Source organism: Methanomicrobiales archaeon (assembly GCA_030019205.1).
Lineage (GTDB): Archaea > Halobacteriota > Methanomicrobia > Methanomicrobiales > JACTUA01 > JASEFH01.
Genome location: JASEFH010000001.1, coordinates 115149 through 133434, shown reverse-complemented (window position 1 = coordinate 133434; position 18286 = coordinate 115149). Strand labels below are relative to the sequence as shown.

Here is an 18286-nt window from a genome sequence, read left to right as displayed (position 1 = left end):
TCAGATGCGCTGTGCAGCACTTACAGGGATCAATCCCGCGATCATCGATGCGCTCCGAACCGGAAGGCCCCGGACGCTGGAGCTCCAGAGCGCCCACAATATCATCACCCTGGCCGGTGAGGAACCAGGTTCGTTCATCTTTCTGACCGCCATCGACATGGAGGACCTCTCGCCCGGCGATGTCGGCATTCTCGCCCAGATCCTCTCCATCTCTGTCAGCATGCGGCGGATTGTCGTGGAGTACTCTCACTCTTCCTCGATCGAGGAACGGGAGAGAACCTCCGCGCGCGTGCAGCTGAAGTACGCGTGTCCATCCATCATCAAGTCCATCCAGTCCAAGGGGATGGGAAATCCGACCGTTATCGAGGTGGTGAAGTCCGAGTGCTACCATGCAGGATAATCTTTCTTTTCAGGGTCCCTGGCGCCTGCAAGATTTAATGAGTACATACGATGAATATTAACAGTTCAGGGAACAGTTCAGGGGCTTGTGGCTTAGCCAGGATATAGCGCCGGGCTTCTAACCCGGATATCGAGGGTTCAAATCCCTCCAGGCCCGCTATTATTAATTTCCTCTCAGTACATGCCGCAGAAGGGCCGCGCGGTTAGCAGACGGGCGCACCGCAACCCCGTCGCAAAGAAGGGAAAAACCGATTTTCGCTGGATCCGCAGGTGGATTAGCCGTGCTGTAATATTACCGTCTGCTTTCTGGCGGCGGTCCTGGTAGAAATGAGACGGAACCGGCCAGACCGGTTCCGTCTCTTCCGGTTCTCATAACGGCTGCCAGATCCGCTTCAGATCTTATTTCAGTCTGCTTCGGGCATCGAGCGCCGCTGCCAGTCCCGGGACCTCCCGGGGAGATGTTCAGACCTCTGGCATCGTCAGCGATCTCGTGCGATTGCCGATGCTCTTCGCAGGGCAGACGCAGGGGCTATCTCATCAGGCCGGCTCTCCGCCCCTGATGGTCGTTCGTCTCTGCCATCGTCTACCCCCCGTGCGATAGCATGCATGCCGCACGCCCGCCCTTAGATAATAGCGTCTGTGCGGTCATCCAGGATTCAACTGCACAATTCGCCCCGAGAGCGATGGAGTCTCCTCGATCGAAACCCCGCAGGTGTCTCTGCTTCGTCCGTCCGAAACACAGGGGATGCCCCTTCGCACCCTCAGGTGGTTGCGAATGCCCGTATCTCCGCTCCAGGATGGCGATCGGACAATCTTGATGGGGGGCGAACGCGGGAGAGGGAGACTGCCGCGCAAGCCCGCCGGCGGGTCGGGGAAGGCACCTTGCTCGTTTGTCCGACGGTTGCGATGAACAGAATGGACGTCAGGATCTCGCCCCGACAAGGATCATGCAGAGCAGGGGAGCGTGGTGCTGGCTACCGTCGATCTGCCGGATACCGATTGGGGGGCACGGAGTTCGGGGATCATCGCGCCGCCAGGGACAGGTCCGAATGGAACGGGCAGTGAGAACCGCCGGGCATCGCCTGGGGACGATACGGCCGTTTCACCCGGGCGTGCCGGGGCGATCCCATGTGAGGGGGCAGGAGAATCGGAGCTGATATGGCACCAGCCGAACCCGTCCGGATATGATGAACGCGCACTCCCACCGAGCCCGGCAGGCCGCCAGTCCCGCGCAGGAGCGGAGAGGACGGGATACCCGGACGACGTAGTTCCATCGCGTACCGGACCCTCCCTGCGCCTCCGATGAGATCTGTGCATCGATCGGAACCGGCATCCCTGCTGTGGATCCGACGGGGCAGTGCCCGAGAACCTCCTATCGCGGATCTGGGGCGCCAGCTTGATGGGCTTCGGGGTCGGTACGCTCTGCCGCACTGGAAAGAGCGGACCTTAAGATATCGAACCGCCCGTCCATCCAGAAAGATCCGGAGAGTTCCGAACGCAGTGAGGCCGCAGGCAGCGCAGGCGACGGCGCATTCGTCCCGTACAGGGGGACGGCGCATGCACCGGGAGGGTGAAACAGAATGTTGACTCCTTTCCGACTCGGATCTCACCCACATCTTCCTTCATGGCGCGAGACGATCCTCTTTGCCAGGAGAAGGCCGATGCCGATGCCAGGATACGCCGTGCGGTTGTGCAGACGCGGGAAGATCACGAAGATGCAGTCGTAGTGATGTGGCTCGATGCCGATACCAATTTACGCAGCGGAGAAGATCCAGCGGCGATCGTCCGTACAGGCACCGACGTGTACATTCGGGATCATTTCCGCGGAACTTGACGGCGTTGCCAAGCAGATGAATGAAGAACTGCTCGAGCTGGGCGCCATCGGCCAGAACGAGCGGGAACGGATTGTTGGTGACAACCGCCTCTGGTCCAGGACAGCAGAGCGCATCCTGTCGAGGGTTCTCTCCAGCACCTGCTCGCTGTCCGTCGGCAGGAGATTACGCGGGAGTACTCCGGGAGATCGTTGTTCAGCGTCTGCCTGTGCGTTGCCCCGCCCTCGATGGAATCCCCGGAACTCGGCAGCACCCGAAGTGAACCTGTCGCAGTATCGGCGGACGAGGAGCTGACAGGGATTCGGATGGGCTCCTGCAGTTCGTGCGAGGTAACCTGTGCAAACCGTTCGAGATCCTCCTGGATCCGATGAAACAGGGCCGCATCCCGCCGGCGCCCCTCCTCGGCGACTCTCTGCTCGGAGATATCCCGCCTTATCCAGCGGAGTTCGGCTACCGCCTCAATTAACTCGTACTCGGCAGCTTCCGTGCCCGGGGCTGGAAACGTCTTCTCCTGCGCGGTACGCATGCTGATCTCCCGGTTCGCAGGGTTATCACCCCGAGCGGCCCGTTTCAGGGCTGCCCGGTACGACGGACGCGCATCAGGATCGATGAACTGATCGAGCAGTCTCCCGACGAACGCCCCCGGCGTACACGATAGCAGGGGCGGAGCGGCCCGGTTCGCCTCGAGAATTCTGCCATCCGCATCGATGACAGGGGGAGGCATCCGGGGTGTAACAAATACGTGCCGGTATCTCTTCTGTTCCCTGTCGAGCATGTGGCGGAAGCGGATCATCCCCTGATTCCGTTGCTTGCGCTCCGCACCGACGATACGGCGATCTTCGATCGGTGCCGGCAGCGTATCCGGTATCTTCTGTCCAGAACTCCTTCTCTCATCGATATCCGGCAGCCTGATCTGCCGCGTGATCTTCGGACGCTTCTCGAGCGCTTCTTCTGCCGGATGTATGCGTCGTCTGCGAACAGGGATCTCGTCTCGCACCGGAGTGTCCGTCTGCCAGGCTGGGCGGGATCCATCCAATCGCGATCGGAACGGGATCCGGCATGCCGCATCGATTGCTGCTCGCCGAAACGATACCCCGGCACGGCAGAGCAGCGATGAACAGTACCGAACCGTGCCGACGCAGAAGCACGATCGGTATCGGTATTGATCGAGGTGCCTCGACAGTTCATGAACCTGTGTAAGCCCCTGAACTGACAAAACCGGAATATGTACGGGATCCATTGCATAAACAAGCAGATTAATGGAACTGATACAATGCAAAATTGGTTTGGCACCTACAGCCGAAAGCGGCACCACGGGGTCACAACAGCAGGAGCGCGGGAAGGCGGACGGCACCGCACCCCGCTGAAGGACGCGGGACACGGGGCGGCAGCCTCTGCAGCATCGCATTCACACGGCTGAATCGCTGCAATCTTCTGTACCGGCAGTACCTCTTCCTGCCGGCGGTGCTAGCATGCCGGGCGGACTCCGTCGTGGATTCTCTCCGTTTCGATGCAGAGAACTCCCGTTACCGGCTCCGTTCGCCTTTCATCGTTCCCTGCCCATTCTGTTCAATGTCCCGGGGCCATTCGGGAATTCTCCTCCGCGCCGGGCGGGAACGTTTGGAATCGGCAATAACATTTATCAGGATCCCACCCTTTATAGGGGGTTGTATGGCGACAGAGAAGCACACCGGGTCCGCCCGGGAGCACATTCACGAGGCCCGGCAGGAGTGGCAGAGGGGCGCTCCAGCAGAGCGGTTCCAGGGCGGCAGGGAGCGAGAGGAGGGGGGACCGACCCCTGCACAGCAACGGGCTCGGAGAGAGAACATTGAAAAAGCGCAGGAAGCCCGCAGATACGAGAACCGGACCAAGAGGGACCTGTACGAGCGGGCGAAGGAGCTGGATATCAGCGGACGATCGAAGATGTCCAAGCACGAGCTGATCGCGGCGTTGCGGGAGAGACGCTAGAGCCGTTCTGCTCCAATCACATTCGGGGGAGGCTTCCCGTGCAGGAGACCGCTCCCCCGTACCTTTATCGGCGGACGATGCGACGAACTTCGATGGACTTCGCCATCCCCCCGCCAGTCATGCAGGGGGCGGTCATGCACGGATGCAAACCCTTTTCACCGTAGGGTTATGGTTGTTTGCCGGGATCAGCAGATCTTCGTTCCGGGGGGCACGGTTCGAAGAGGCACCAGGAGCGATGCTGCCTCGCCGGCAGCGAGAAGCATGCCTTGGCTCTCCACACCGAATATCCTTGACGGTTTCAGGTTGGCTATCACGACCACATCCTTCCCCATCAGATCTTCCGGAGCATAGAACGGAGCGATGCCGCTCACGATCTGCCGCGTTTCACCCTCGCCGAGATCCACCTGCATCACATAGAGCTTATTCGAGCCCTTCACTTCTTCCACGGTCAGGACCCGCGCCACCCGAAGATCCATCCGTGCAAACTCGTCGATGGTTACCGTCCCCATGTGCACCTCCTTCGCCCCCTTTGCCTTCGCTCTCTCGACCCGCATCCGCAGAGTCGCCTCAAGGGCGGTCACCTTCTCATCCTCCACTTTCTCAAACGCTGGTGAGGGGCGGGGGAGCTGCTGCACGGGCAGATCCTCCAGCGCCTCCCGGAAGGTGTGGCCCGTCACCGCATCCCCGTACCCGAGCATCTTCCAGATCCTGGACGCCCGCTCGGGCATGATCGGATCGGTGAGAAGTGCGAGGGCTTTCACGAGCTGAAGACAGTTCCGAATCACGCGACGGGCCGCCTCCGGGTCCGTCTTCACCAGCTGCCAGGGGGCGCTCTTCTGGATATAGCTGTTTCCGAAGGCGGCCAGGGCGACGATCGAATCCACAGCGTTCTTGAACTCATACTCCCGGATCGCATGTTCTGCGTTCGCAAGAGTCGCAGAGATCTGATCCCGAACCTCGGGAGTCGCCATCCCCTCGGGAACCCCGCCATAGAACTTCTGGGCAAAGTGGAGCGTGCGGTGGATGAAATTGCCCAGCGTCCCTACCACCTCGTTATTGATCCGCTCCTGGAAGACCTTCCAGGAGAAGTTCAGCTCTTTTGTGTGGCTGGTATACGATAGCAGGTAATACCGGAGGTAGTCGGCGGGAAGCCCCTGATCCAGGTAGTCCTCATCCGTCCAGACGACGTAACCGCGGGATTTCGAGAACTTCTGATCGTCGATCTTCACCATACCGCTCGCCACGACCGCATAAGGGACACCGTAACCTGCCCCCTTCAGCATTGCCGGCCAGAAGACGCAGTGGTGGTAGATGATGTCGCTCCCGATGAAATGGGTCACGCGGGCATCTCCGCACCAGTACTTCTTCCAATCGGTCCCTGCCTTCTCCGCCCATTCCTCCGTGAACGAGATGTAGCCGATGGGGGCATCCACCCAGACGTAGACCACGAGGTCGTCCTGTCCGGGGAACTTCACACCCCATTCCAGCGTGCGGCTGATGCACCAGTCGCGCAGCCCCTCTTTCACCCAGCCGATGGCATAATTCCGGGCATTTGACGTGCCTTCGAGCGTATCGAGGTAGTCCAGCAGAAAATTGTGAAAATCGCTCAGGCGGAAGAAGTAATGCTCCTGCTCCTGCAGGAGCGCTAGGGTGCCGCACACCCTGCAGCGGGGTTCCCTGATCTCCCCCGGTTCCAGGTGCCGTCCGCACCCCATATCGCACTCGTCGCCCCGCGCCGGCACGCCGCAGTGCGGACAGATCCCCTCCACATAACGATCGGGGAGAAACCGTGCACACTCCGGACAGTAGCTCTGCTGGACAACCTGGGAATAGATATGCCCGTTATTGATGAGGCTCTGAACGATTGCCTGCGTGCGCCGATGGTTGGTCTCGCCATCGGTCATGCCGAAATGATCGAACACGACGTGCATGCGCTGGAAACAGTCCAGGAAATGCCTGTGATAGCGCATGGAGAGCTCCCGCGGCGAAACCCCCTCCTCCTCGGCGCTCACCACCACCGGGGTGCCGTGGTTGTCGGAACCGCAGACGAATACGACATCCTCCCCCGCATGCCTCAGGAACCGCACGTAGAAATCGGCAGGCACATAGGTGCGCAGATGTCCCACATGGCAGGGACCATTTGTGTAGGGAAGGCCGCACGTCACCAGCAACGGACTATCCATCATCCCTACAATTTTTGTATTGTTGCTATAAATAGGTGATATCGAGATGGCGAAGATATTCGAGATTGCAACCCGGTCGTTCGGCGCCGATGCGGAGGAGCCCGGAATTTCGGCTCTTTCGAGATGGATATCGGGAAGAAAACAGGGACCCGGGGACATCATCACGTATCGGATCGAGACCTCCCTCCGTCTCCAAGCCAGGATCACCACCCCCTGTGCCGGAGGACGGTTCTACGCGGACAGGCTGCTGGAGTGCATCGGGGGCATTGAAGACGGGAAACTCCGCGGCGAGCCCGAGATCCGCGAGGAGGATGCTCTCATGGATGCCGGAACGATCCTCACCCTCTGTAAAAGAGCCTGGCTGGCCATACCGGGGCCAGGTATGCTTCCGATCGCAGATGAATACTTCCATGATTCCGAGGAGTTCCAGGAGGGGATGGCACGGGCATACGGTGACCTGATGCGAACGATGCGGGACGCGGGGATCGCAGGTCACGTGATCCTGACGGACGATCCCGGCGAGATCGAGCTGGAACTGCTCTCTGCACCGAGGGTGTTATTCTTTCATCCCGAACCGAATCGCAGACTGCTCGCATCCCTGCTTGAGCACCAGCGGCAGATCGCGATCGTGCCCTCCCTCCTCGACGAAGCCCTCGACCTGGCAGCGGAGTATACCATCCAGCAGCTCGTCCTGCTGGATCCGCAGCAGGAAGACATCTCACGGGCTGCCGAGGTCATGGATATCGACCGGATCCGGGTCGGGGGTTATTGTCGGGAAGACTGCGGCAGGTACTGGGACGATCTTGCCAGCCGGGCCTATCTGATCAGATAGAATTGGCAACCTTCGCCAGGCGGTTGAAGTGCCGGGTCCGTTTGAACAGCCAGAAGATCGCTCTATCGATCAGATTGAACGAGAAGTTCCCCCCGGCTGCATGGGGATGGCCCCCACCCCTGAACTGGCGGGCAATCAGGTGGCTGATGGGGGGAACCGAACGGATGGAGAACCGCCCCGAAGGGGAGACGATGATCTCGATGTCGGATCTGTAGCGTTCTCGGAGAGCGTATGCCGTCTCGCTCGGATGCCCGTAGAGAGGCGTGAACGCGATGCGGTATTTGTTCTCGTAGATCCGGGCGTCCCGCATGCTCCTGTCGATCATGGCCTGCATCTCGCGGTCGATCTCATGGAACTGCTGTTCGATGCGTTCGTCGGAAAAAATGCCCCGGATCAGACAATCCCGCACGTACTCCCGATTCTCCTCCCTTGTCAGTACCCGGGCCAGGATGGCGGCCCGCGGATCCCGGTTCTTCCAGAGATCGTAGTCGCAGACCACCTCTGCCACCTCGAGAGCCCTGCCATCGTGCGGGAGAAGGTCCCGTGCCACAATCCCGCAGGCGCAGAGCTCGGTGTCGACATGCAGCACCCCCACCTTCCCGCGGATACGCTGAACCTCTTCGTCTTCCCAGCGATGGTGGTCCCGCCACTCGATCCTCCAGCCGTTCGAAACGGCTTTCTCGGCAGCCTTCTCGATCCCCTGCTGGTAGCCCAGGTCGGATATGGACAGAAGGTGACCCCTGCCCGCGACACCCGCGATCCGCTGGAAGAGCTGCGGGAAGGTACCCACCGAGCTGAAGACGGTGAAGATCTCCCCGTACCTCATCCGATGAATCGCGTCTGCCCCCACGGCATCCAGATCGTTGTGCGTGAGGTGAACCACATCGCACCTCCTGGAGACGAGGGCATCTTCAAGACCGCTCTCTTTCTCCTTACTCCTCGACATCTCAAACCTGCGCCTGCAATTCCAATCCCGGCAGAATCTTCCCGCTCTGCTCGGATGCGTCCAGCGTGGTGCAAACCGATCATTTATTAGGATTCACGTACTATTATAATCCTCAGGTCTTCCTGCCTCAGTAGCTCAGTTCGGGAGAGCGCCAGACTGAAGATCTGGTTGTCCCCGGTTCAAATCCGGGCTGAGGCACTCGCGTTTTTCTGTTGTTCCGGCCCCTCCATGGCCCCCATGCGGCCGGTACGCCGGCAGGGAAGTCCCTTTCTGACGGAGCAGGAACCATCCCCAGAGGGGCGACGAGGGCGGTTCCTGCACAGCACATGCGGAAGGGGCCTGCTATCCCATCTGTACGGGGAACAGGCAACCGGAGGGTCTGTCTGGCGCTCATTCGGAACGGTGCAAGCCGATCGCGGAGAATGGATCCCCATGCCTGCCGTGGGGCGGGCATGCCCCGCCCGTTCTCCATCCCCGATGATGCCGGGCGCCGTTCCGAACCGCGCACCGCATGCGGGATGGGCTACGCCCATCCTGAAATCTTCTGTCCGTCGAAGAAGATCTGAAGGGCGTTTCTCAGTTCTGAAGGGGAGATCGGTTTCTCCAGAACACCGGCGACCATGCTCCCGTAGCGGGATATCTCCTCGTCCTCCAGGCGTTTCGCGGTGAAGAGGATTACGGGGACGTTCCGCATCTCCGGATCCTGCATCATCGTCTCTAGGATCTGCCAGCCGTTCATCGGAGACATCATCACGTCCATGAGAACCAGCTCCGGCACGTGCGCCTTGATCAGGTGCACGGCATCCATCCCGTTGTCCGCCACGAGGGGCTCGCATCCTATCTTGCGGAGTATAAGCTCCATCACCTCCAGGGTGGGCAGATCGTCATCCACCACCAGAACGCGGCGATTCATCGTTCTGCCTCCTTCGGAATGCGGATGGTGAACGTGCTTCCCTGGTTTATCCGGCTCCGCACGTGTATGTCGCCGCCATGAAGGCGGATATACTCGCGCGCGATGGATAGTCCCAGACCCATGCGGTTCGTCTGGCGTGAAAGATTGTCAGCGTCCGGAAGATAGAACGGCTTGAATATGGCTCCGAGCGACTTTTTGTCGATGCCGATGCCGTTATCCTCTACAGCGATGCAGTGATCCCTGCCGTCGCTGCTGTAGGTGATGGAGACCGCTTTTGGAGGAGTGTTATAGCGCACGGCATTTGAGACGAGCGTCTCGATCGCCTGGTAGATGCAGTTCGGATCCGCAACGATCACTGTGTCCCGGGGAATCCGAACGGTCACCGCGGCATCCTTGTCATAGCCTCCGCGGGCGATGATCGAACTCACCAGATCGAACAGGCGTATCTCCCCGCGATCCAGCTGGAGTCTCCCATTGTAGAGGATCGAGAGTTCCAGCATGCGATCCACGATGCGCCGCTCGCGTTCGACATTCTCGAGGCAGAGACGCAAAATGCGTGTGGTCTCTTCGTTCAGAGAGTAGAGGTCCGGCTCATCCAGGAGCAGGTGGAGGTAACCGAGGATGGGCTGGAGCGGCGTCCGAAGTTCATGGGCGGCAGTGGTGATGAAATCCCTGCGGTGCCTGATCTCGCGTTCCAGCTGGATCCGTGCCAGGTTCTCCCCCGTCTCCTCCGTAACGTCCCGACACGAACCCATGATTCCGACCACAGCACCGGCATCGTCGAACAGAGGCGTCAGGGTAGTGGAGAATGTATGCTCCCGTCCGTTGAGCGTTATCGGCATCTCCCACTCGACGCTTCTCCTCGACCTCCGCACCTCCTCCACGCGCTCCATGTACCTGTCCGCCTCTTCTTTTGTCAGGAAGTCGTAGGGCGACCTCCCGATGAGGCCCTGGATCCCGATGCCGTATGCGTCTGCGGCCTTCCAGTGCACCTGACGGTAGGTGCCGTCCAGCTCCTGTAAAAAGTTCAGGTCGCGGGAATGACCCACGATCTTCTCGAAATGCTTCCTGGAATTCCCGATTGCAGACTCCAGACCCTTCAAAGCACTAATATCTATGAATGTAGCTTCAAATACCTTCTCAAATTCGATTTCCCTGCAGGAAATCAAGAAATCGAGTAAATCCCCAGACTTTGAGGCGAACCGGGCTTCGCGATTCACGACAGGAAACCCGGCTCGCAGACGCTCGAACAGGCTCTCTCTCTGGGCGGGTTCAGCCCATAGTGCAGCAACCGGTAGCGCCTTCAGCTCGCGGAGAGTATAGCCCAGTCGTTCTGCGAGTGTACGGTTTGCCTCGAGAATGCTGCCTTTCTGGATATCGAACAGAACGATGCCGGCCGCTGCATTGTCATAGAGTCTTCGGTACCTGGAAGAGAATAGATCCCCATCGCGGGCGAGCAGGGTGGTTGCCGCCACCACCCAGATGTAGAGGGCCGCATTCAGCGTGAAAGTGATCGGATCCACCGCCGTCCCAATGAGAGAGAAGTATGCGCTGATCGTTAATAACGCAGCCACGAGAAGAATGGTTGCCTGGAGACCAAACCGGGGGTACCAGATCGATACGAGCACGATAGGAATGTAATAGAGCTGGGGAAAGAGGTAGACGAAGTAGGGATTGGGATTGCCAGCGGAGATATCGAAAGAATATACCGTTGCACAGAGGGCGATGATGATGAAGGCAAGAATCACCCAGAGTCTGACGAGATCGCTCTCGTCCAGATCGAGATGACGCTTCAACCGCGGATATGCATCTTCCAGGAACATGCCGGTGATAGTAGTTATTCCAAAATTAGCATAAAAATATTGCTATTTTTTCTATTTAATTATAAGAAAGATTTTTAGGAAAATAAAGATATTTATCCTGTACATTGGACTGTTGCCGTCGGTCAATCCGGGAATTCCCTCGTTCGGCTGTCGCTACCGCCCCGTCGCTGCCCGTGCGGCATACCCATATGCGATCTGCCGATGGATGCGGATTCATGGGGCGCTCGGCTCTCTTGCCGTACATGCATGCGAGGGGATCGCCGATAGAAGGCCCATCGCATCGGGAAAAGAATAGGTGCACCCCGCCGATGCCCCCCACGCGCATCCGCGTCTGCTGGAGGGACAGGCCAAGAAAGGAAGGAGTAATAAAGGGATCACGGCACACAGATACATGATGCGCCCGTACGTTACAGTGAACTTCGCGATGAGTGCAGACGGCAAGATCTCAACCTTTGAGCGGCGGCAGGTGCGGATCTCAGGACGCGGCGACCGGGAACGGGTCGACCGGATGAAGGCGGGAAGCGATGCCGTCATGGTGGGCATCGGCACCGTTCTTGCGGATGATCCTTCCCTTACGGTAAAAAGCCCCGAACTCGTGCAGCAGCGGATCGACAGGGGTCAGGATCCCCATCCAATCCGTGTTGTGGTCGACAGTCACGCCCGAACTCCCCTGAATGCCGAGATTCTGCATAAAGGCGAAGGAAGGCGTGTCGTAGCCGTATCCCTGGGCGCCCCGATGGAGAGGGTCGATGCGATTGAGAGATACGCAACTGTCGTCAGGGCAGGCGCCTCCGAGGTGGATCTCGCCCTCCTGATGCAGGAGCTGCACACGATGGGGGTTCGTCGGTTGATGGTGGAGGGAGGCGGGACCCTGATCTGGTCCCTCTTCCAGCGGGATCTCGTCGACGAGATGTACTCTTTCGTCGGGAACGTCATAATCGGGGGCCGGGATGCCCCGACTCCTGCAGAGGGGGCAGGGTTCTCCAGCGAGAGCGCGTTCCCGCGCCTGAACCTGGAGAGCCTTCAGAGACTGGACGGGGGGGTCCTCATCCACTGGCGCGTTGATCGGTCCGCGTAAGAGCGCAGGGATGCCCCCGGCAAACGGAAAAGGAGGGTGTGCGGATTTCTCACCGTCGCGTCTGGAACGGCACCAGCTGATCCACCACTTTATACGTGCTGCCGTCAGTGTAACTGACCCGGATCTCGACGCGGTCGGTTCCGGTCGTGCCCTGGAATTCCACTCTCTCTCCGCTCCTTATCTGATTCTTGAGAAGGGTTTTCTCCTCGACTCTGCCTTCTGCACTGGTGAATTTGATGACTATGCGTGTCAGGTCTGCCTGTCCAAGCCCCCCATTGAAGGTGACCGTAACAACCGGCGTTACCGGGATCGGGTTTTTATCGATCTGGAAGGCCACCATCTTCGGACCCGGCAGCGTCTCCGTCGGTCCCGGTGAGAGGGATGCACCCGGCGTCTGCGTGGCGGTTCCCGGGACCGCCGTCGCCGGCGGGGTCGTGGTGGTCGTGGGAGTTCCATCGGGCGCCGTCGTGCACGCCGCTGCCATCGCCAGGATCCCCAGCATGACGAGAAGAGGTATGAGCAATCTGGCGTTCATATGGCAAGGTGGTTCCCTCCGGTATTTGAGTATTCCGACTCGCAGAGTGAGGTGCAATCGCGATGCAGAGGGATATCCACCGTAAGATGGCCAAGTCCATCCTTCAATACCGGCACGCACCCATGCCACCGATCCTGCCGTCTTCCAGTCCGGCTGACGACCGGATCCACGTACAGGATCTTCTTTAAAAAATATTTCCAAATATTAATGATTCCTGGAAGGAAACATTTTAGACATGAACTTGAGACAGCCCAATGCCAACGAAGCACTGGGAACATTCAACCGGTCCCGCGATGTCGTTCCGATGTCGGGGATCTGCACCCGCTGCATGGACGGGTGCAAGGGAGGCTGCGATATCTGGCTCTCCTCGTTCCGGGGGCGCGAAGTCCTGTACCCTTCCCCGTTCGGAGGGATGACCGCTGGCGCTGACAAGAACTATCCCATAGACTACTCCCACCTGAACATCCAGGGGTACGCCGTCGGGGCGAAGGGGCTGCCGGAGGGCACTGAGATCGGGCCGGATTCTGCCGTCTTCCACAACGTAAATACGGAGACGGAGTACGGATGGGACAGAAAAGTAACGTTGCGGGTGCCGATCTTCACAGGAGCGCTGGGTTCGACGGAGATTGCGCGGAAGAACTGGGAGCACTTTGCCATCGGCGCGGCGATCTCGGGCATCACACTGGTATGCGGGGAGAACGTCTGCGGCGTCGATCCCGACCTGCAGCTGGACAATAAAGGGAAAGTGGTGAATTCGCCGGAGATGGACCGGAGGATCGAGATCTACCGTAAGTTCCATCAGGGATACGGCGAGATCCTGGTTCAGTTGAATGTGGAGGATACACGCCTGGGCACTGCCGAATACGTCGCCTCCAAGCACAATTTGGACACGATCGAACTGAAGTGGGGGCAGGGGGCCAAATGCATTGGAGGCGAGATCAAGGTCCCGTCCCTCGAGCGGGCGCTGGAGCTGAAGAGGAGGGGGTATATCGTCCTGCCCGATCCCGAACGGCCTGAGATACAGAAGGCGTTCAAAGGAGGAGGAATCGACGAGTTCGAACGGCATTCAAGGCTTGGTTTCGTGACCCACGAGGGGTTCCTGGAGGAGGTCGACCGCCTGCGGGATATCGGGTTCAAGCGCGTCACCCTGAAGACGGGTGCCTACTCCATGGTCGAACTGGCGATGGCCCTTCGCTTCGGTGCGGAAGCCAAGATCGATCTGCTCACCATCGATGGCGCTCCGGGAGGCACCGGCATGAGCCCGTGGCCCATGATGAACGAGTGGGGTATCCCGACCTTCTACATCCAGGCGCTCGCCTACGAGTTCTGCGAGCGGCTGCGCAGGAGAGGGGTGCGTGTACCGGATATCGCGATGGCAGGGGGGTTCTCCGACGAGGCCAATGTATTCAAAGCCATTGCGATGGGCAGCCCCTATGTGAAGGCCGTATGCATGGGCAGAGGCCTCATGATCCCCGGTATGGTCGGGAAGAACATCGGGGAGTGGATCAAGCAAGGCGACCTGCCCAAGACGGTCTCCAAGTACGGCACGACCCCGAACGAGATCTTCATCACCTACGAGGAGCTGAAGGCCAGATATGGAGCTCGCATGCAGGAGATACCGACCGGTGCGATCGGCATCTACACCTATACCCAGAGATTCCGGATCGGCCTGCAGCAGCTGATGGCAGGCAGCAGGAACTTCAGCCTCAAGACCGTGGGGCGCAAAGATCTGATGGCCCTCACCGAGGATGCAGCCAGAGTGTCCGGTATCCCCTACGTGATGGACGCCTATAGAGACGAGGCGGAGACCATACTCGATCTCTGACAGGCAGAGGGCAGAAAGAACCATTCTTCGTATCTCTTTTTGACCGAATTTCGGAACGGGGCTGCAGGGAGGGGGGCGGGCAATACCGCATCTCATCAGCCGCGAGCAGCACGGACGCACGGCAATGGGGAACAGACAGAATGCGCCGGAAGTGACGGACCGGGAGATCAAACCGGGATTCGCGCTCCTCGCTGTGTCTGCAACGTGTACCGATCAAGCTCGTTCTCCTCGAGGATCCCCGGAACACATACTATTGCGTCCGGAATGACACGGGATTCATTCCCATCAACGATCTCTTTGCCACGCCGATCCTCTCGTCTGCCCCCATTCACGCCCGGCGGAAGCGGCTGGAGAGACCGAACAGGGTCATCGGGACCATCTTCGCCGGGGTCGGAACCCGTCTCCTGATAGACCTCTCCGACAACGATCCGCGCATCCAGGGTACGAATCAATCGACGAGGCGACATCTCCCGGCTCGTCCGCTGATGCAGGGCTTCCCGACCCCACGCTCCCGGGAGGCGAAATGACTGATAGGAGGGGCCATGGGGACGGGAGCTCTCGTACGGAGGAGATACCGAGACGTATATATATCGCCGCGCCCATTCCCGTGAGATACCATGCAGGACGTGTCGATCCTCATCGGCGGACGGGCAGGTGAAGGGATCAACCTCGCAGGCCTCAGCATCGCTCGCCTCCTGAACCAGCTCGGCTACCATCCCTATATGTACTACGATTACCCGTCCCTCATCCGGGGCGGACATAATTTTGCCATCGTTCGGGGTGCAGATCGTCGAATATCATGTCACCGCGACCGGGTCGACTATCTTCTGGCCCTCAACCAGGACTGCATCGACCTGCACAGGCGCCGCATCAAGGAGACGACGACGATCATCTACGACTCCAACGCTGTAAAAACCCTGCCAAAGGACGGAATCGGGATCGATCTCTTTCACATGGTGAAGGAGGAGAATGCACCTCCCATAACCCGGAACTCTGGAATTATCGGGGCGTTCTCGCGGGCTGCAGGCATTCCCTGGAAGATCCTGGAGGACCTGTTCAGGAGGACGATCCCGAAGAGTCTCGAGATCAATCTCGCCATGGCTAGGAGAGGCTACGATGCCTCCCGGAGCGCAGCACCCCTGGCGATAAAAAATGGGGCAGGCCTTCCCATGATCTCCGGCAACGAGGCCATCGCCCTGGGATTCCTGAAGAGCGGTCTCTCCGCCTATATTGCCTACCCGATGACCCCGAGCACCAGCCTCCTCACCTACCTTGCCGCGGTGGCAGACGAGTTCGCACTGAAGGTTGTGCACCCCGAGAACGAGATTGCGGTCATGCTGATGGCGCTCGGCTGCTCCTACATGGGGGAGCGGGTGGCCGTTGGGACCTCGGGGGGTGGTTTTTGCCTGATGACAGAGGGGCTATCCCTGGCCGGGCAGGCGGAACTTCCCATCGTGATCGTGATGGGCCAGCGGACAGGACCGAGCACGGGCCTTCCCACCTACACGGCGCAGGGCGACCTCTTCTTCGTCATGCACGCCGGCCAGGGGGAATTTCCCAGATTCATCGTTGCACCCGGAGATGCAGACGAGGCCTATTTCTGGGGCGGCGTGGCCCTGAACATGGCTTGGAAGTTCCAGGTGCCGGCATTCGTGCTCACCGACAAGCACCTTGCCGAGGGCATATATACATTCGACTCCGAGCTGGTCCCCCAAGTGAACCCTGAAGAGCCCCCTCTCTGGGATCGGCAGGGGCCCTATAACCGCTACGCGATAACGGCATCCGGAGTCTCGCCTCTGGCATTTGCGCCGGAGAAGGGGCAGACCATCAAGGTGAACAGTTACTTCCACGATCCGGGAGGGATCACCACCGAAAACGAGGAGATGGTCCGACGGATGCAGGAGAAGTTCCTGCGCAAGGAAGAGAGCCTCGCAGCGGATCTTCGGACGTACGAACAGGTGAAAGTGCAGGGAGACCAGGAATCCGCCACAGCCCTTCTCTGCTGGGGTTCCAACAGCGGAGTCTGCCGCGAAGCCGCGGAAACGCTCGGGATACGCATGGTCCAGCCGGTTGTCCTCATGCCGTTTCCCGCCGAGCCGTTCCGGCGCTCGGTCGAGGGGGTGGAGAGACTGATCGCCGTGGAGAACAATGTCACCTCGCAGCTGAGCCTGCTCATCCGAAGGTTCGGATTCCGTACCGATGCGGAGATCCTCAAGTACGACGGCAGGCCATTCTCCCTGGACGAACTGCTCGCCCGGTTGCATGAGGTGCTGGCATGACACGGCAGTTGATTACGGCAGCCGAAAACACCTGGTGCCCGGGATGCGGCAACTTCTCCATCCAGCATATGATGAAATCGGCGCTGCTGGAGCTGAACAGAGAGGGTCTGGCCTTCGAGAATGTGGTGCTCGTCGCCGGAATCGGATGCCACGGGAAACTTGTAGACTATCTTGACATCAACAGTTTCTACGCGATTCACGGAAGACCCATTCCCGTGGCTTCGGGTATCAAGATCGCCAACCCGGACCTCCATGTGATCTGTTTCTCCGGTGATGGAGACGCGTATGCGGAAGGGTTGGATCACCTTCTCTTCGTTGCCAAGAGGAATCTGGACATCACGGTGATCGTCCATAACAATCGGGTGTACGGGTTGACGACAGGGCAGTACACGCCCACGTCGCCCGAGGGGTTCAAGGGCCGTTCTACACCGCGCGGCACGATTGAGAAGCCTCTCAACCCTCTGGAGCTGGTGCTGGCGAGCGGCGGAACTTACATCGCGCGGGGATATACGAAGAAGCTACAGCAACTCAAGGAGCTCTTCAAGCAGGCGATACGGCACAGGGGTTTCTCCCTCGTGGATGTACTGCAGGTCTGCGCCACGTATTACGATATCCATGACTACTACGATCGGCACGTCTACGATCTCACCGATCACGACCCCGGGAGTTACAGCCAGGCATGGCAGAAGGTTCGAGAGTGGGATTACAACGCCGACGCACCGATCGCCCTCGGGACATTCTATCAGGCTGCTCTCCCCACATTCGAGGAGCGTCTCCTCCGGCCCGGGGGAGGGACGATCGATCGGGTTGAGAAGATACGCAGGATTCTATCGCGTGCGGTCTGAAGGGATCGGGACGGGAGGCGTGATCCGCCGGACCCGTAAAATGATGGGAAGTGTCCCCTCCTGCGGTCTGGACAACATTTATATTCCATACTGACAGGAAGGGGGAACCGGTAAATGCACGAGGAGGTTTTTCTTTGATTGCTGAGAGCGTACAGGAGGCGTTGAACAAGCAGATCAATCGCGAGCTCTACTCCGCCTATCTTTATCTCTCCATGTCGGCCTATTTCGAGTCCACGTCCTACAGGGGCATGGCGAAATGGATGCGCACCCAGGCACTGGAAGAGCGTGAACATGCGATGAAGATCTTCGATCATGTCATATCCCGCGGCGGCAAGATCTCCCTCATGCCGATCGAGGCGCCGAGACAGGTATGGAGTACTCCCCTCGAAGTCTTCGAGGAGGTTCACAAGCACGAGCAGAAAGTGACGAACTGGATTTACGATCTGATGGATCTGGCAATCCGGGAGAAGGATCATGCGACAGCCAACATGGTCCGCTGGTTCGTGGACGAACAGGTGGAAGAAGAGGCGAGCGCCAGCGATATCGTCGACCGGCTCAAGATGATCGGCGAGGAGAAGGGGCTGCTCCTCATGCTGGATGCCCAACTGGCAGAGCGCGCCTGATACTGTCGATCGTCCGATCGTCCATGGGGGAGAACGCCTGCGGAAGACAGCCTTCCTGCGCTGCCTTCTCCGCTTCGCCTGTCGGTCCGTCTGCTCATCCGAACTGCGTCAGAGGCTTCTTTCGCGTCGTATCCCGACGTTTTTCATCAACTCCTCTCTCACATAGTCTTGCCGCCGTTTTCGGCATGAGGCCCGTCCGCTTGGC

General features: G+C 59.4%; 13 protein-coding genes and 2 tRNA genes. 10 read left to right on the top strand and 5 right to left on the bottom strand.

Annotated elements, in window-relative coordinates:
• The first annotated feature begins 4 nt into the window (after positions 1-4).
• From QMC96_00625 to QMC96_00615, 3 genes are all read left to right on the top strand, one after another.
• Entirely contained in the window at positions 5-400 is a 396-nt protein-coding gene (locus QMC96_00625) for a DUF473 domain-containing protein (GenBank protein MDI6875260.1), read from the top strand.
• An 81-nt stretch (positions 401-481) separates the two neighbouring features.
• A tRNA-Arg gene (locus QMC96_00620) sits at positions 482-556 on the top strand.
• A gap of 3346 nt (positions 557-3902) precedes the next feature.
• Positions 3903-4199, top strand: coding sequence for a Rho termination factor N-terminal domain-containing protein (locus QMC96_00615; GenBank protein MDI6875259.1), 297 nt, complete (start codon positions 3903-3905; stop codon positions 4197-4199).
• A 185-nt stretch (positions 4200-4384) separates the two neighbouring features.
• Here QMC96_00615 and metG read toward each other — a convergent pair whose 3' ends face one another.
• Complete coding sequence (gene metG / locus QMC96_00610) at positions 4385-6385, bottom strand: methionine--tRNA ligase (protein MDI6875258.1); 2001 nt, start codon at positions 6383-6385, stop codon at positions 4385-4387.
• A gap of 43 nt (positions 6386-6428) precedes the next feature.
• On the opposite strand from metG, the gene QMC96_00605 reads away from it, so the two are divergent.
• Entirely contained in the window at positions 6429-7214 is a 786-nt protein-coding gene (locus QMC96_00605) for a hypothetical protein (GenBank protein ID MDI6875257.1), read from the top strand.
• On the opposite strand, the gene QMC96_00600 is transcribed toward QMC96_00605, so the two are convergent.
• Entirely contained in the window at positions 7207-8160 is a 954-nt protein-coding gene (locus QMC96_00600; protein ID MDI6875256.1) for a phosphoesterase, read from the bottom strand. The two genes, QMC96_00605 and QMC96_00600, sit on opposite strands and share 8 nt — an antisense overlap.
• Before the next feature lie 124 nt (positions 8161-8284).
• On the opposite strand from QMC96_00600, the gene QMC96_00595 reads away from it, so the two are divergent.
• Positions 8285-8358, top strand: a tRNA-Phe gene (locus QMC96_00595).
• Positions 8359-8683: 325 nt separating this feature from the next.
• Here the strand turns inward: QMC96_00595 and QMC96_00590 are convergent.
• Positions 8684-9073, bottom strand: coding sequence for a response regulator (locus QMC96_00590; GenBank protein MDI6875255.1), 390 nt, complete (start codon positions 9071-9073; stop codon positions 8684-8686).
• A complete protein-coding gene (locus tag QMC96_00585) occupies positions 9070-10896 on the bottom strand; it encodes a PAS domain S-box protein (GenBank protein ID MDI6875254.1) in 1827 nt (608 codons plus the stop codon). The genes QMC96_00590 and QMC96_00585 overlap by 4 nt, the downstream gene beginning before the upstream one ends.
• A 394-nt stretch (positions 10897-11290) precedes the next feature.
• Between QMC96_00585 and QMC96_00580 the strand changes: the two genes are divergently transcribed.
• Positions 11291-11974 carry a 2,5-diamino-6-(ribosylamino)-4(3H)-pyrimidinone 5'-phosphate reductase gene (locus tag QMC96_00580; protein MDI6875253.1) on the top strand — a complete coding sequence of 228 codons (684 nt, stop codon included), beginning with the start codon at positions 11291-11293 and terminating at the stop codon, positions 11972-11974.
• Positions 11975-12023: 49 nt separating this feature from the next.
• Here QMC96_00580 and QMC96_00575 read toward each other — a convergent pair whose 3' ends face one another.
• A complete protein-coding gene (locus QMC96_00575; protein MDI6875252.1) occupies positions 12024-12509 on the bottom strand; it encodes a hypothetical protein in 486 nt (161 codons plus the stop codon).
• 235 nt (positions 12510-12744) lie between these two features.
• Here QMC96_00575 and QMC96_00570 point away from each other — a divergent pair, with 235 nt between their 5' ends.
• The 4 genes from QMC96_00570 to QMC96_00555 all read left to right on the top strand — a co-directional run bounded on the left by QMC96_00570 (position 12745) and on the right by QMC96_00555 (position 18081).
• Positions 12745-14334 carry an FMN-binding glutamate synthase family protein gene (locus tag QMC96_00570; GenBank protein MDI6875251.1) on the top strand — a complete coding sequence of 530 codons (1590 nt, stop codon included), beginning with the start codon at positions 12745-12747 and terminating at the stop codon, positions 14332-14334.
• Between the two features lie 617 nt (positions 14335-14951).
• Positions 14952-16613: a 2-oxoacid:acceptor oxidoreductase subunit alpha gene (locus QMC96_00565; GenBank protein ID MDI6875250.1), complete on the top strand. Its 1662-nt coding sequence runs from the start codon at positions 14952-14954 to the stop codon at positions 16611-16613.
• On the top strand, positions 16610-17458 hold the full coding sequence (locus QMC96_00560) for a thiamine pyrophosphate-dependent enzyme (GenBank protein ID MDI6875249.1): 849 nt from the start codon (positions 16610-16612) through the stop codon (positions 17456-17458). The genes QMC96_00565 and QMC96_00560 overlap by 4 nt, the downstream gene beginning before the upstream one ends.
• A gap of 134 nt (positions 17459-17592) precedes the next feature.
• The gene (locus QMC96_00555; GenBank protein MDI6875248.1) at positions 17593-18081 is read left to right on the top strand and encodes a ferritin; all 489 of its coding nucleotides are present in this window, start codon (positions 17593-17595) and stop codon (positions 18079-18081) included.
• The last annotated feature ends 205 nt before the right edge of the window (positions 18082-18286 follow it).

What these genes read in the sequence shown, in the direction of transcription:
- QMC96_00585 (MDI6875254.1), bottom strand. Translation starts at nt 10,896, where the DNA reads ATGTTCCTGGAAGATGCATATCCGCGGTTGAAGCGTCATCTCGATCTG.
- QMC96_00580 (MDI6875253.1), top strand. Translation starts at nt 11,291, where the DNA reads ATGCGCCCGTACGTTACAGTGAACTTCGCGATGAGTGCAGACGGCAAG.
- QMC96_00615 (MDI6875259.1), top strand. Translation starts at nt 3,903, where the DNA reads ATGGCGACAGAGAAGCACACCGGGTCCGCCCGGGAGCACATTCACGAG.
- QMC96_00565 (MDI6875250.1), top strand. Translation starts at nt 14,952, where the DNA reads ATGCAGGACGTGTCGATCCTCATCGGCGGACGGGCAGGTGAAGGGATC.
- QMC96_00590 (MDI6875255.1), bottom strand. Translation starts at nt 9,073, where the DNA reads ATGAATCGCCGCGTTCTGGTGGTGGATGACGATCTGCCCACCCTGGAG.
- QMC96_00600 (MDI6875256.1), bottom strand. Translation starts at nt 8,160, where the DNA reads ATGTCGAGGAGTAAGGAGAAAGAGAGCGGTCTTGAAGATGCCCTCGTC.
- metG (MDI6875258.1), bottom strand. Translation starts at nt 6,385, where the DNA reads ATGATGGATAGTCCGTTGCTGGTGACGTGCGGCCTTCCCTACACAAAT.
- QMC96_00570 (MDI6875251.1), top strand. Translation starts at nt 12,745, where the DNA reads ATGAACTTGAGACAGCCCAATGCCAACGAAGCACTGGGAACATTCAAC.
- QMC96_00625 (MDI6875260.1), top strand. Translation starts at nt 5, where the DNA reads ATGCGCTGTGCAGCACTTACAGGGATCAATCCCGCGATCATCGATGCG.
- QMC96_00560 (MDI6875249.1), top strand. Translation starts at nt 16,610, where the DNA reads ATGACACGGCAGTTGATTACGGCAGCCGAAAACACCTGGTGCCCGGGA.
- QMC96_00575 (MDI6875252.1), bottom strand. Translation starts at nt 12,509, where the DNA reads ATGAACGCCAGATTGCTCATACCTCTTCTCGTCATGCTGGGGATCCTG.
- QMC96_00605 (MDI6875257.1), top strand. Translation starts at nt 6,429, where the DNA reads ATGGCGAAGATATTCGAGATTGCAACCCGGTCGTTCGGCGCCGATGCG.